The 13,392-nt window shown below is 71.0% G+C and carries 11 protein-coding genes; 5 read left to right on the forward strand and 6 right to left on the reverse strand.

The genetic code is table 11. The features are described from left to right. Positions 1–61 precede the first annotated feature (61 nt). Entirely contained in the window at positions 62–1,261 is a 1,200-nt protein-coding gene (locus BJ998_RS43190) for an IS110 family RNA-guided transposase (RefSeq protein WP_376775833.1), read from the forward strand. Positions 1,262–1,465: 204 nt separating this feature from the next. Here BJ998_RS43190 and BJ998_RS43195 read toward each other — a convergent pair whose 3' ends face one another. From BJ998_RS43195 to BJ998_RS43205, 3 genes are all read right to left on the reverse strand, one after another. Further along, the gene (locus BJ998_RS43195; protein WP_184869962.1) at positions 1,466–2,803 is read right to left on the reverse strand and encodes a glycoside hydrolase family 5 protein; all 1,338 of its coding nucleotides are present in this window, start codon (positions 2,801–2,803) and stop codon (positions 1,466–1,468) included. A 129-nt stretch (positions 2,804–2,932) separates the two neighbouring features. Further along, on the reverse strand, positions 2,933–5,719 hold the full coding sequence (locus BJ998_RS43200) for a helix-turn-helix transcriptional regulator (RefSeq protein ID WP_184869963.1): 2,787 nt from the start codon (positions 5,717–5,719) through the stop codon (positions 2,933–2,935). A gap of 98 nt (positions 5,720–5,817) precedes the next feature. Next, the gene (locus BJ998_RS43205) at positions 5,818–6,933 is read right to left on the reverse strand and encodes a discoidin domain-containing protein (RefSeq protein ID WP_184869964.1); all 1,116 of its coding nucleotides are present in this window, start codon (positions 6,931–6,933) and stop codon (positions 5,818–5,820) included. A 158-nt stretch (positions 6,934–7,091) separates the two neighbouring features. On the opposite strand from BJ998_RS43205, the gene BJ998_RS43210 reads away from it, so the two are divergent. Continuing rightward, positions 7,092–8,147: an LLM class flavin-dependent oxidoreductase gene (locus tag BJ998_RS43210; RefSeq protein ID WP_184869965.1), complete on the forward strand. Its 1,056-nt coding sequence runs from the start codon at positions 7,092–7,094 to the stop codon at positions 8,145–8,147. Between the two features lie 220 nt (positions 8,148–8,367). Beyond that, complete coding sequence (locus BJ998_RS43215) at positions 8,368–9,315, forward strand: GlxA family transcriptional regulator (protein ID WP_184869966.1); 948 nt, start codon at positions 8,368–8,370, stop codon at positions 9,313–9,315. Here BJ998_RS43215 and BJ998_RS43220 read toward each other — a convergent pair. The 3 genes from BJ998_RS43220 to BJ998_RS43230 are packed head-to-tail and all read right to left on the reverse strand — an operon-like array spanning position 9,307 to position 11,625. Beyond that, entirely contained in the window at positions 9,307–10,245 is a 939-nt protein-coding gene (locus BJ998_RS43220) for an ABC transporter substrate-binding protein (RefSeq protein WP_184869967.1), read from the reverse strand. The two genes, BJ998_RS43215 and BJ998_RS43220, sit on opposite strands and share 9 nt — an antisense overlap. A 10-nt stretch (positions 10,246–10,255) precedes the next feature. After that, positions 10,256–11,008 carry an SDR family NAD(P)-dependent oxidoreductase gene (locus BJ998_RS43225; protein ID WP_184869968.1) on the reverse strand — a complete coding sequence of 251 codons (753 nt, stop codon included), beginning with the start codon at positions 11,006–11,008 and terminating at the stop codon, positions 10,256–10,258. 14 nt (positions 11,009–11,022) lie between these two features. Continuing rightward, positions 11,023–11,625, reverse strand: a complete 603-nt coding sequence (locus tag BJ998_RS43230) for a TetR/AcrR family transcriptional regulator (RefSeq protein ID WP_184869969.1) — start codon at positions 11,623–11,625, stop codon at positions 11,023–11,025. A 107-nt stretch (positions 11,626–11,732) separates the two neighbouring features. On the opposite strand from BJ998_RS43230, the gene BJ998_RS43235 reads away from it, so the two are divergent. After that, the gene (locus BJ998_RS43235) at positions 11,733–12,578 is read left to right on the forward strand and encodes a haloalkane dehalogenase (RefSeq protein ID WP_184869970.1); all 846 of its coding nucleotides are present in this window, start codon (positions 11,733–11,735) and stop codon (positions 12,576–12,578) included. Beyond that, positions 12,575–13,390 (forward strand): RNA polymerase sigma factor, encoded by an 816-nt coding sequence (locus BJ998_RS43240; protein WP_221339625.1) that lies wholly within the window; start codon positions 12,575–12,577, stop codon positions 13,388–13,390. Before BJ998_RS43235 ends, BJ998_RS43240 begins: the two co-directional genes overlap by 4 nt. Positions 13,391–13,392: the final 2 nt, after the last annotated feature.

The raw sequence follows: 13,392 nt of genomic DNA on the forward strand, positions 1-13,392 counted from the left end.
AAGGACGTGACGGCGAGGTCGTCTGCTGGGTGTCTGGCACGAACGACGACGGGAGGTGGCCGTGCCGCAACTGTGGGCCGGTGTGGACGCGGGCAAAGCCCACCACCACTGCGTGGTGATCAACGCCGAGGGCGACAAGATCCTGTCCCGGCGAGTGCCCAACAACGAGGCCGAACTGCTGGAGCTGATCGCCGATGTCCGAGCGCTGTCGCCCGACGTGCTGTGGGCGATCGATCTCAACGCCGGCGGCGGCGCGCTGCTGATCGCCCTGTTGGTCAACCACGACCAGGCCCTGCTCTACATCCCCGGCCGCACCGTCCACCACGCCTCGGCCGGCTACCGAGGATCGGGCAAAAGTGACGCCAAGGACGCGTTCATCATCGCCGACCAGGCCCGCATGCGCCGCGACCTGCACCCGATGACCGCCGGCGACGAGATCGCCGTGGACCTGCGGATCCTGACCGCCCGCCGCTACGACCTGACCGCCGACCGCACGAGGGCGATCAACCGGCTGCGCGCCCAGATCCTGGAGTACTTCCCCGCCCTGGAACGAGCCTTTGACTACAGCTCCTCCAAAGCCGCGCTGGTGCTGTTGACCGGCTTTCAGACTCCCGCCGCGCTGCGGGAGTGCGGCCAGGCCGAGCTGGCCACCTGGCTGCGGGCCCGCAAGGTCCGCAACGGCGCCGCAATCGCCGCGACCGCGATCGCCGCAGCCCGGGCCCAGCTCACCGCCGTTCCCGGACAGTCCACTGCCGCGGCCATGACGGCGCGGCTGGCCAAGGGGGTGATGGCCCTGGATGAGGAGATCGCGGAGACCGACGCCCTGATCGAGGGCCGGTTTCGCCAGCACCGGCACGCCGCCGTGATCCTGAGCATGCCCGGCATCGGGCCGTTGCTCGGGGCCGAGATCATCGCTCTGACCGGCGGGGATCCGGCCGCGTTCGGCAGCGTTGACCGGCTGGCCGGTGTCGCCGGCCTGGCGCCGGTCCCGCGTGACTCCGGCCGGGTTCAGGGCAACCTGCGCCGTCCGCGCCGCTACAACCGGCGGCTGCTGCGGGCGTTCTACCTGTCCGCGCAGTACGCCATCGTCCGGTGTCCGGAGTCGAAGGCCTTCTACGAACGCAAACGGCACGAGGGCAAGGTCCACAAGCAGGCCGTACTGGCCCTGGCGCGTCGACGCCTCAACGTCGTGTGGGCGCTCGTCCGCGACGAACGAACGTTCCAGCCCCACGTGCCACGACCAGGCAGCGCAGCAGCCTGACAGGCTCACCGCCTATCACCGCTACCGCTTGACAACGTCATTGGGAATCCTTCTCGGCCGGGGAACGTTCCGTCTCGGCGCGTCGCCGCGCCCGGCGAGCAGTCTGCCCCGGGAACCTTTAGTGGATCTCGCAGTTCGCCCAAGAACGGCTGGGAACTGGATATAACGCCAGTTCCCAGCCGGGAAATCAGGGGGCCGTAGGGGTCAGTGGGTGACGATCAGGGCCGCGCTGCCGGCCGGGAGGTCCAGCGTGACGGTCCCGCCGTGCACGGTGGCGTGCCGCGGCTTCGGCGTGAATTGTCCGTTCCTGCCGACGGTGGCGCCGGCGATGGCGATGGCCGTGGAGTCGAGTGACGGGGCCGTCAGCACGTACTCCTCGGCCTTGTGGGCGGTCGCGGCCAGCTTGACCGTGACGTGGATGGGGGAAGAGCCGGTGTTGTTCACGATCGCGTTGTCGCCGATGCCCCAGGCCGTCACGTTCGGCGCGCCGCTGACGGTCGCCGCCCGCAGCGAGCCGGCGCCGGCGAGTGCCCACAGCAGTTGGCCGTAGTAGACGCCCTGCACGCCGGTCGGCGTCAGGCCGTCGAACACGATCGGCGAGTACGCCAGCGGGAACTGGGACGAGGTGCCGCCGTGGAAGTTCACGCCGTCGCCGTGGTTGGCGGCGATGCCGTGCATGTAGTCCAGCGACCACAGCGCCGCCGCCTGCACGTTGCTCACGCCCGGCGCGCCGCCGTGGAAGTAGGAGTTGGACTCGGTGATCCGCCACCCCGGCAGGCCGTTGGCGGTCGTCGCCTTGGCCATCGCGGCCTCGTTGTTCGGCAGCCGGCCCGAGGAGTTGGACGCCAGCAGGCCGGGGATGGAGGCGGTGGTCTTGTTGCCGATGTAGAGGTGCGTGGACAGCAGGCGCAGGCCGTTGTTCTTCTCGTGCGCGGCGAACGTGCTCGCCCACGACGTCGAGTCGGCCTCGCCGGGGCCGTCGAAGACCGCGGTCGGCACCTTCGCCCGGATCGCGCGGGCGTAGGCGTCGAAGGCCGTCTCGTAGGCCGATTCGGTGGTGTAGACGTTCGGCTCGTTGCCGATCTCGAACGCGATCAGGCTGCCGCCCAGGGCATGTGCCGCGTACTCGGCCTCGGCAGCGGCGTTGTCCGGCGTGTTGGTCTTCAGGTTGACGCCGTAGATCACCTTCCAGCCGGTGGCCCGGACGAACGTCGCCAGCCTCGTGACGTCGGCGGGCGCGATCTCCTTGTCGGAGCCGCCCTTGCCGGCGGGGTTCCAGTTGACCTGGTCGCCGAGGTTGCCGCCGAGGCGCAGCACGCTCGGGCCGAGCCGGCGGAACAGTTTCACCAGGTCGGTGTCGTGGGCGTCGAACATGCCGGCGCCGACGCGGTCCTTCTCGTAGCTGAAGCCGGCGAAGCCGCGGTCGACATGGCCGCTGGCGGCCTTGGTGATCTCGACCGTCACCGGGGTCGGGGCGGCCGGGCCGGTGGCCAGCACCGTGAGTGAGGCGAGCGCGGCCACCAGGATGTGGGCGGGTGCCATCGGGTCTCCCTTGGAGTCGGGGCAACCGGGCGGCACGGATACCGCGGGCGACTATAGATCCGATGTATTAACCCCGTAAAGCTTTGCAGTAGGGCGTGGACCCTCGAAACATCCGAGGGCCCGCGGCTTCTACATCCCGCTGGCGTGGCGCGCGAGGTGACTGGCGACCGCCGTCCGCGACGCGACACCCAGCTTGGTGAAGATGCGGGACAGGTGGGCCTCGACGGTTTTCGGGCTCATGAACAGCTGGGTGGCGATCTGCCGGTTCGTGTAGCCGGTCGCCACCAGCTCGGCGATCTCCAGCTCCCGTTGGGTCAACGGGCCGCCGTCCTTGCGGACCCGGGTCGACCTGGCCCCGAGCAGCCGCTGCTGCTGCACGACGGCGGCGTGCATGCCGGCGGCGCCGCAGTTGGCGAACAGCTCCTTGGCCCGGCCGAGCTGCTGCTGCGCCTCCTCGCGCCGGCCGAGGTCGGCCAGCGCGGCCCCCGCCAGGTGCCGAGCCTGCCCCTCGAACACCGGAAGGTGCACCTGCGCGAAGTTGTCGGCGGCCTTCCCCGCCAGCTCGGCCGCGGCCGTCGGGTCCTTGCCGGCCAGCTGGGCCCGCGCCGATGCCAGCCAGGCCTGGGCGGTCCGCCCGGGCAGATCGCCGCCCGCGACGGACTCCTCGGCGCGGCGGCCCCAGTCCAGCGCCGACTCGATGTGACCGAGCGCGATCTCCGCACGGACGAGCTCGTCGAACCAGAGCCGGCGCAGCGAAGGCGCGTAGCCGACGAGCGTCGGGTCGCCGCCGCGCAGCAGCTCCTGCAGGCAGCCCTGGGGATCCCCGTTGGCCAGCCGCGCCGCCGCGAGGGCGGCCGTGCCCTCGCCGGACCACCAGTAGGCGCCGGGCTGCGTCTTCTCGACGGCCTGTTCCGCGTACTGGAGGGCAGCCTTGAGATCGCCCCTCCACAGTGCGATCTCGGACTGCCGGGCATGGATGACCTCCAGCAGCTCCGTGCGGTCCATCAGCAACGCCGTCTCCAGCGTGGTCTCCGCGTGCTCCGCGGCCTGGGTCAGGTCGCCGAGCTGGCCGTAGACGTGGGTGAACGTCAGCAGGATGTCCGGCTGCAGGTGGCTGTGACCGCCGCGCTCGGCCAGCGCGGCACAACGGCGGACATGGCGCAGCGCGTCGTAGAAACGCTCCAGCACGAGCTCCGACCAGGCGACCTCCAACGTGAGGTAGAGCCGCTCGCCCAGTTCGCCGTCGGACAGGCCGTCCAGCATCGCGGCCGCCCGGCGGACGTGCCCGACGGCCGAGTCGAAGCGGCCGGTGTAGGCGTCGGCGGTGGCCAGGATGCTCAGGCCGATCGTGGTCGTCAGCGGCCGCATCCGGTGCCGTGCCGGGGAATCCAGCGCCTCCGTCACCCAGCCGCGGGCGTCCTCGAACTTCGCGCACTGCAGCAGGCCGGCGGCGATGTCGATGCGCATGCCCAGCGCCGGTCGGTCGTGCCGGTCCGGCAGCCGCGCCAGCTCGCCGACCAGCAGCGCCTGCGCCTCGTCGTAGCGACCGAGCAGGCGCTCCACCGTGGCGCACATGGAGACCGCGGTGCTGCGTTGCTCGCTCGGTTCCGCCGGCAGCAGGGCGAGGACTTCCTGCAACGTCCCACGGCACTCGTGCAGCTGGCCGATCACCAGCATTGCCCTGGCCTGCAACAACATCAGGCCGCACAGCCGGGACCGCAGCTCGGGCGTGCGCGGCAGCAGGTCGATGGCGGTGCGCAGCCAGTCGATCGCCAGCGCGGGAACGCTCGCCAGCACGGACTCGGCGGCCTCCACCAGCACGGCGACGGCCTTGTCGTCACCGGCGCGGGCGGCCCGCTCCACATGATGGGCGCGCGACGTTGCCGGTGCGCCACGGCGTTCCAGCCCGGCGGCCGCCCGCGCGTGCGCGTCCAGCCGCCAGGCCGCGCGGCCCGTCCGGTACGCCGCGCTGCGCACCAGCGGATGCCGGTAGCGGAACCGGCGGGCGCTGTTCTCGGCCCGGATCAGGTCGCGGGCGACGAGTTCGTCCAGATCTGCCAGGGTTTCCGCCTCGGGCAGCTCGGCCACCTCGGCGACCAGTTCCGGGTCGAACGGATCGCCGGCCAGCGCCGCCGCCTGCGCCACCAGCAGGACCCTCGGTGTCAGCGCGGCGAATTCGGCCGACAGCGCCACCTCCGGATCGCCGTCGGCGGCGACCCGGGTCAGCGCGTCGAGATAGAACGGGTTGCCGCCGCTGGAGTCGTGCAGCTGACGGGCCCGGGCCGCGTCCACGTCCGGCAGCAGCTGGCAGACCTGTTGCAGTGTCAACGGTTTCAGTTCGAGGCGGAGCCGCTCCGAGCCGGAGGCGTGCGACAGCGCGGCGAACAGCCGCTCCGACGCCTGGCGCGGTCGGTAGCCGACGCCGAGCCGGAACCGGCCGGTCGGTGGGTGGCGGACCAGAAACTCCAGCAGCCCAACGGATCCCTCGTCGGCCCAGTGCATGTCGTCCAGCAGCAACGTGCCGCCCTCGACCGGGCTGACGACCTCCAGCAGGGTGCGGACGGCGCGGTAGAGCCGGTGCCGGCCGACGCCGTGCAGGTCGGCCTGGGTGGTGTCGGCGCCGTGGAAGACGGCGGTGAGCAGCTCCATCGACTGCTCGCCGATGCGGTCCCGCTCGCCGGCGTCGAGCCGGGCGACGCGGTCCGCGAGCGCGTCCAGGAAGACCCCGAACGGCACGTGCTGCTCGAACTCGGTGGCGCGGCCGGTGAACGCGCCGGCGCGGGCGAGCTCGCCCAGCAGGCTGGTCTTGCCGATGCCCGGGTCGCCGACGATCTCGATCAGCCGGGCCGGTCCCGGCTCGTGCAGCAGCGCGAGTTCGTGCTCCCGTCCGACGATCGGGCGGTTGGTCGTTCTCAATTGTGTCCCCTCAGTACGGCTCGGCAGAACAATACGCACCGGGGGACCGATCGGTTAACCGAGAACTAATGGTGGGATGGATCGGCGGCCGAACGAAGTCAGGGCCAGACCGACAGCTGGGTGAGGCCGGTGAGCTTGGACCCCTGGTTGCCGTGCACGCGGACATAGCGTGCCGTGACCGGGTCCGCGAGAGTGATTTTCTGGAATCGGCCCGAGTCGGTTGCATTGCCACGGGCGGTCCAGTTCTTCCCGTCGTCACTGGTTTCGACGGTGAGGCCGCCGGCCGGGTTCGCGCGGGCGAAGACCGCGCCGACCGGCTCCGGTTTGCCCAGGTCGACGGACACCCAACCGTTCACCGAGCACTGCGCCTCGGGGCAGGAGGGTTCCGCCAGCGGATGGTCGAAGGAGCCGTCCGTGAGGGTGCAGGGGGATTGCTGGCCCTCGGCATAGCAGGGCTTGCCGCGGGATTCGGGCGCGCCGGCGGTGCCGCGGAATCCGATGCCCTGGCTCGTGTACCAGAGTTGGAACGTGGTGTCCGGGCCGGGTGCGCCGGCCGCCGCCGAGATGTGCACGACGCCGTTGGCGTCCTCGAACGCCCGTGCGTCCATTGTGGCCCCGGGTTCGGCCGTGTCCGTCCAGATTTCCTGGCCGTCGACCGCGAAATGCGCCGCGTATTCGTTCACGTTCTTGAAGGCCGACCAGTCGAGCGTGACGTTTTTCGCGTCGCCGCCGGCCGAGACGTGATCGGGTTCCCAGAACCGCAGCACCGGCACGGTGAGCTCGGTGCGCTGGATCTGGAAGCCGGCCCGCACGCTGGGACCGTCGACTTCGGAGCCGGTGCGCGGGAGTTGCGCGGTCAGGTCGAAGTTCGTGGCGGTGTTGAAGGTGCCCTGCACGTCCGACCCGGTCATGTGGACGGTGTACGTGCCGTTGGCGTCGGTTTCCGTGCGCTGCAACAGCTTGCACAGTGGGGGCGGGTCGTCGGCCAGGCAGGCCGTGCCCAGCGTCGCCGCCACCGGGATGCCCTGGAACGCCACCTCGCCGAGGTCCGGAATGCGGGTCAGCGCCAGCCGGAGGTTGCCGGCCGGCGTGCCGTCCTGCCGGTCGACCCGGCCGGTCAGCGTCACCTTGGCGTTCGTCGGCACCTTGCTCTGGGCGCAGCCGGCGGCCAGCGCCGCGACCACGAGGAGCGCCGCGGCCCTGGTCCTGTGCATGGCTCGGGATGCTAGGCCCCTCGTCCCTGGTCGGTCGGCGTTTCAGATCAGGTTCTAGAGTCCTATCACTTCAGTGGCGAGTGAAAATGACGGGAATGCGATGATGATGGTTCAACGTTCAACTGGTTGTCTCAAGCGCCAGGAGAGAAGGGATGGGGATGACCACACCCGTCGAGTTCGGGCCCGTGGAGTTCGGGGTCGACACCTTCGGCGACGTCACCGTCGACGCCGAGGGCAACCGCAAGTCGTACGCGCAGGTCCTGCGTGATGTCGTCGACGAGGCGGTGCTGGCCGACCAGGTCGGCATCGACTACTTCGGCGTCGGCGAACACCACCGGGACGACTTCGCCGTCTCCGCCCCCGAGGTGGTGCTGGCCGCCATCGCCGGCCGCACCCAGCGCATCAAGCTCGGCACCGCCGTCACCGTGCTCAGCTCCGACGACCCGGTCCGCGTGTTCGAGCGGTTCGCCACGCTGGACGCGGTGTCGAACGGCCGGGCCGAGATCACCCTGGGCCGTGGCTCGTTCACCGAGTCGTTCCCGCTCTTCGGCTACGACCTCGCCGACTACGAGAAGCTGTTCAGCGAGAAGATCGACCTGATGGCCCACCTGCTCACCGAGCAGCCCGTGACCTGGGAGGGCACCGTCCGGCCGCCGCTGGCCAACGCGAACGTGTTCCCGAAGACCGAGAGCGGCCGCATCACCACCTGGGTGGGCGTGGGCGGCAGTCCCGAGTCGGTGGTCCGCGCCGCCAGCTACGGCATGCCGCTGACGTTGGCCATCATCGGCGGCGACCCGGCGCGGTTCGCCCCGTACGTCGACCTGTACCACCGCGCGCTGGACCAGGTCGGCCTGGAGCGGCTGCCGGTGGCCGTGCACTCGCCCGGCTTCGTCGCGGACAGCGACCAGGAGGCGGCCGACCTGGTGTGGCCGCACAGCAAGGCGATGCACGACCGGATCGGGCGGGAGCGCGGCTGGCCGCCGATGACCCGGGCCCAGTTCGACGGCGAGATCGCCCACGGCTCGCAGTACATCGGCGCACCGGAGACGGTCGCGCGCAAGATCGCCCGCACCGTCAAGACGCTCGGCGTGCAGCGGTTCGACCTGAAGTACTCGAACGGGACCATCCCGCACGAGCACGCCATGCGGAACCTCGAGCTCTACGGCGCCAAGGTCATTCCTCTGGTTCGCGAGCTGCTCGCCGACGGGAACTGACCCGAAGGTCCGCCAGGACCCGGACGAGGTCGCGGTCCTCGATGTCGCTGCTGCCGTACAGGCGGGGGTGCGGCATCGCGGGGCCGCGGCGGAAGGCGTTGCGGAGGCGCTGGGTGAAGTGGTTCATCGTCATGGCATGAAGTGTGCGCTGACGTAAATCCTGCCAACAGTGGCAGGAGAGACGTTGTTGCACAAAATCCTGCCAGGTAGGCTGGTGGTCGTGTTGAGATCCGTGGCCGCGCTGGTCGTCGACGGGGTCGCCCCGTTCGAGTTCGGCGTGGTCTGTGAGGTGTTCGGCATCGACCGGACCGACGACGGCGTGCCGCCCTTCGACTTCCGGGTGTGCGCCGAGCGGCCCGGCGAGCCCGTGCGGACCAGCGTCGGCGTGCAGCTGACGCCGGACCGCCCGCTGGCCGACCTGGTGTCGGCCGACCTGGTCGCCGTGCCGGCGTGCACGGTCCGGGCCGAATACCCACCGGCTGTGCTGGCGGCGCTGCGGGAGGCGGCGGACCACGGCGCGATGCTGCTCTCCGTGTGCAGCGGCGGTTTCGTGCTCGGCGCCGCCGGACTGCTCGACGACCGGGCCTGCACCGTGCACTGGCGGTATGCCGAGGAGTTCCAGCGCCGGTTCGGCAAGGCCCGCGTCGACGCCGACGTGCTCTACGTCGACGACGGCAACCTCATCACCAGTGCCGGCACCGCCGCCGGCATCGACGCCTGCCTGCACATCGTGCGCCGTGAACTCGGCTCCCGCGTCGCCGCCCTCATCGCGCGGCGCATGGTCGTCGCCCCGCAGCGGGATGGCGGTCAGCGGCAGTTCGTCGAGATGCCCGTGCCGGAATGCACTGCCGACAGCCTCCAGCCGGTGCTGTTGTGGATGCTGGAGACGCTGACCGAGGAGCACACGGTCGCCGAGCTGGCCGCCCGCGCCGCGATGTCCGAGCGGACGTTCGCGCGGCGCTTCGTCGCCGAGACCGGCACGACCCCGCACCGCTGGCTCACCACCCAGCGGGTGCTGCACGCGCGCACCCTACTGGAGCAGAGCACCCTCGGCGTCGACGAGATCTCCCGGCTGGCCGGCTTCGGCACGCCCGCCCTGCTGCGGCACCACTTCCAGCGCGTCATCGGCGTGACGCCGACGGACTACCGCCGCTCCTTCTCAGCGTGACCGCAGCCAGTCGCGGTAGTGGGTGGCCGCGAGGGGAGCGTCGGCGGGGGCGATCAGGGCGTCGTCTTTGACGACAGCAAACCGGTAGAAGTCGGCCGCGCCGACAGCGTCGGGGACGCCGAGTTCGGCGGCCACCGCGGTGATGGCCTTCGCGCCAGTCGCGAGATCGGCCCGGCCGTCGGTGGTGTAGTGCGGCGCGATGAACGTCTTGTAGTGGGACTGGATCTCCTCGGCGGTGTGCCGGCCCAGGAACGTCCGCATGTGCTTGGTCGTGGTGCCGGGATCGTTGTGGATCACCTGCAACGCCCGTTGGTGGGCGCGGACGACGGCCTGCACGGCGGGATCGTCCGGCCGGATATGGGTCGGGTCGACGGCGACGCCCACGGTGGGAATCCGGAAGTGGTCGCCGACCCAGGCCAGCACCCGCAAGCCGGCCATGGCTTCCGGCGCCATGGTGCTGCCGACGTAGGCGGCGTCGATCGTGCCGTCCGCGAGTTGGCGCAGGTCCATGCCGTAGTCGCCGGGGGAGCGGACCACGCAGTCGACGTCGCGGTCCGGGTCGAGGCCGGCCTGGCGCAGCACGATCCGGGCGAAGCAGCCGGGCGCGGTGTGCGGGGCGTGCACGGCCAGCTTCTTCCCGGCCAGGTCGGCGAGCTCGGTCAGGCCGGGGCGGGCGAGGAACCAGAACAGCGGACGGTGGGTGTTGACGGTGAGCGCCACCCACGGGACGCCGCCGGTCAGCCGGGACAGCAGCGCCCGGCCGAGCCCGATGGTCGCGCCGCGGCGCAGGCGTTCCTCGTCCCAGGCGCAGCCGTCGCGCAGCGCGACGTGGACGTTCTCGGCTTCGTAGAAGCCTTCCTGGTCCGCGATGTGCGCGACCAGCTCCTCGTGCATGCCCCGCCCCACGTAGGCGAGATCGATGGTGTGCATGACCAACCCCTCAGTACATCGCCATGCCGCCGTTGACGGCGGCCGTCGTGCCGGTCATGAAGGTGTTGTCCGCGCTGGCGTAGAAGGCGACCGCCTGCGCGACGTCCTTGGGCAGCGCCAGGCGGCCCATCGGGGTCGCCGCGATCTGCCGCTGCTTCTGTTCGTCGTCGAGGACGTTCGAGATCTTGGTCTCGGCCACCGGGCCGGGCTCCACGACGTTGACGGTGATGCCCAGCGGGCCCAGTTCCTGGGCCAGGTAGCGGGCGAACTGCGTCAGCGCGGCCTTGGCCGTGCCCAGTGCGATCATGCCGGCGCGGGGCCGGCGGCTCAGTCCCGTGCCGAGAAGGACGATCCGGCCGCCGTGATCGGTCATGTGCGGCAGGACGGCCTTGGTGACCGTGAACGCCGCCTTCATCTCGTCGTCGAGCTTGCCGCCCAGCTCGTCCCAGGTCATGTCCCGGAACGGCTTGATCGCGTACGGGGTGAGGGCGTTGTGCACGAGCACGTCGACGCCGCCCCAGCTGTCGTGGACCTGGTCGATCATGGCGTCGACCGCTGCGTTGTCGCGTACATCGGCCTGCACGGCCATGGCCTGACCGCCCTCGGCCTCGATACCGGCCACCACCTCCTTGGCCGCGGTCTCGCTGTGCAGGTAGTTGACGACCACTCGCATCCCGCGTGCCGCCAGCAGGCGCGCGGTTGCCGCGCCGATTCCGCTGCTGGCTCCGGTGATCAACGCCACCCTGCCGGTGTCCCCAGTCACTTGTCCTCCAGTGGTCAGGAGTTGCCCTCGCGGATCGCTCCGTACAGCACTGTGTCCACGGTCGTCCGCAGCAGATCTGCCGCGGTGCAGTCGAGTTCGCGGGGCAGCTGCGAGTTCAGCAGCCGCTCCACCGCGCCCCGGGTGATCTCACCCAGCAGCTCCGGCGGCGCCGTCAGCAGTCCGCGCCGGTGGCCGTCCCGGAACAGCTCGTCCAGCCGCTGGTAGACCACCGCGTCGATCCGCTGCTCCACGTGTCGGCGGAGCATTGCGTCGCCGCGGCCCGTGGCCAGTTGCGCCGCCCCGATCCGCGCCAGCTCGCCGCCCGCCGCGATCAGGAACCGCTGCACCCGCTCGCTGAGCGGCCGCCCCTCGGTCTCCTGCTCCGCCGCTCGCACCGCGCGCTCGATCGCCCCGAACTGCCGGTCCAGCACCGCCGTCAGCAGGCTCTGCTTGTCCGGGAAGTGCCGGTAGATCGTCTTCTTGCTCATTCCCAGCTCACGGGCCAGGTCGTCCATGCTGACCCGGCCCGGCCCCAGGAACAGCCGGCTCGCCGCGTCGACGATGACCTCGGCCCGCCGGTCGTCGGTGGAAACGGAGGAAACTATTTTGGTTTCCATAGTTTCCACGATGGCCCTGAGCCGGACCGCTGTCAAGGCGGCCCGATGTCACAGTCGCCCCTGGGATGTGTCCAACCTCGTGTAGGCGGTTCGACCAGGGAGGACACGTGAAGACCATCGAGGTCGAGGACTCGTTCATGGCGTACCGGGAGGCCGGCGCGGGGGACACGACGATCGTGTTCCTGCACGGCAACCCGACGTCGTCGTATCTGTGGCGGAAGGTGATCCCGGAGCTGGCGGACCGGGCGCGGTGCCTGGCGCCGGACCTGATCGGCATGGGTGACTCGGGCAAGCCGGACATCGGCTACCGGCTCGCCGACCACGCCCGGTACCTGGACGCCTGGTTCGACGCGCTGGGACTGGACGAGGTGGTGATCGTCGGACAGGACTGGGGCGGGGCGCTCGGCATGGACTGGGCTCGTCGCCACCCGGGGAGGGCGCGGGGGCTGGCGCTGGTGGAGACGTTCCTGCGGCCGCTGGCGTGGGCGGAGCTGCCCGAGCTGGGGCAGCAGCTCTTCCGGCGCATGCGGTCGGCGGAGGGGGAACAGATGGTGTTGCGGGACAACCAGTTCATCGAGTTCAACCTGCCGCACGGAGTGGCGTCCGGGCTGGCGCCGGCCGATCACGACGTGTACCGCGCGCCGTACCCGGACGAGCGGTCGCGGCGGCCGCTGCTGGCCTGGCCGCGGGAGATTCCGTTCGACGGGGAGCCGGCGGACGTGCATGATCGCGTGGTTGCCTACGGCCGGTGGATGGCCGAGACCCCGGAGGTGCGCAAGCTCGTGATGACCGTGGAACCCGGGGTGGGCATGGGATCGCCGGAGACGGCCGCCTGGGCGAAGGAGACGTTCGCGGCGGTGACGCTGGTGTCGCTCGGTCCCGGCGGGCACCAGGCGCCGGAGGACCAGCCGGTGGCGATGGGCCGGGCGATCGCGTCCTGGCTGTGGTCGTGAGCGACGTCGTCGCCCGTGCTGTCGACGGGGACCAGGACGCGCTGCGGGAGATCGTGCACGAGCTGCGGGATCCGCTGTACCGGTTGGCGCTGCGCATGGTGTGGCGGCCGGCCGACGCCGAGGACGCCACGCAGGAGATCCTGATCCAGGTGATCACCCGCCTCGCGTCGTTCCGCGGCGAGGCCAAGCTGCTCACGTGGGCGTACCGGATCGGCGTGAACTACCTGCTGAACCTGCGCCGGAAGACGCCGCAGGAGGCGCGGGAGCTCAGCCTGGACGAGTTCCGCGCCGATCTGGCCGAGGGCCTGGCCGCCGAGGACTACGGCGGCCCGGACGCGGAGCTGCTGGCGCACGAGGTTCGGCTGTCGTGCACGCAGGCGGTGTTGCAGTGCCTGGAGCGGTCGGAGCGGATCGCGTTCGTGCTCGGCGACATCTTCGAGCTGACGTCCACCGAGGCCGCCTGGGTGCTGGACATCTCGTCGGCGGCCTACCGCAAGCGGCTGGAGCGGGCCCGGGAACGGCTGCGGGCGTTCATGGGCTCGACCTGCGGGATCGTGACGCCCTCGGGCTTCTGTCGGTGCGCCCGGCGGGTGTCGACGGCCGTCTCGATCGGCCGGATCGACGCCGCCGCGCCCGCGCTCGTCGGGCATGCCGTCAACGGTCGCGGCGTGCAGGAGGCCGCCGCACAGCTGCACCGGCTGCACGACGCCGCCGCTGTGCTGCGGGCACACCCCGACTACGCGGCCTCTCGGTCCCGCACCGACGCGATCTTGGGCCTGCTGCGCTCCGGCTCTTTCCCGCTCCTGGAGTGAAA

It is taken from the genome of Kutzneria kofuensis, from assembly GCF_014203355.1.
Lineage (GTDB): Bacteria > Actinomycetota > Actinomycetes > Mycobacteriales > Pseudonocardiaceae > Kutzneria > Kutzneria kofuensis.

Excerpts from the sequence above, each read along its gene's own strand:
- BJ998_RS43230 (WP_184869969.1), bottom strand. The coding sequence starts at position 11,625 with ATGGAAACCAAAATAGTTTCCTCCGTTTCCACCGACGACCGGCGGGCC.
- BJ998_RS43205 (WP_184869964.1), bottom strand. The coding sequence starts at position 6,933 with ATGCACAGGACCAGGGCCGCGGCGCTCCTCGTGGTCGCGGCGCTGGCC.
- BJ998_RS43210 (WP_184869965.1), top strand. The coding sequence starts at position 7,092 with ATGACCACACCCGTCGAGTTCGGGCCCGTGGAGTTCGGGGTCGACACC.
- BJ998_RS43195 (WP_184869962.1), bottom strand. The coding sequence starts at position 2,803 with ATGGCACCCGCCCACATCCTGGTGGCCGCGCTCGCCTCACTCACGGTG.
- BJ998_RS43220 (WP_184869967.1), bottom strand. The coding sequence starts at position 10,245 with ATGCACACCATCGATCTCGCCTACGTGGGGCGGGGCATGCACGAGGAG.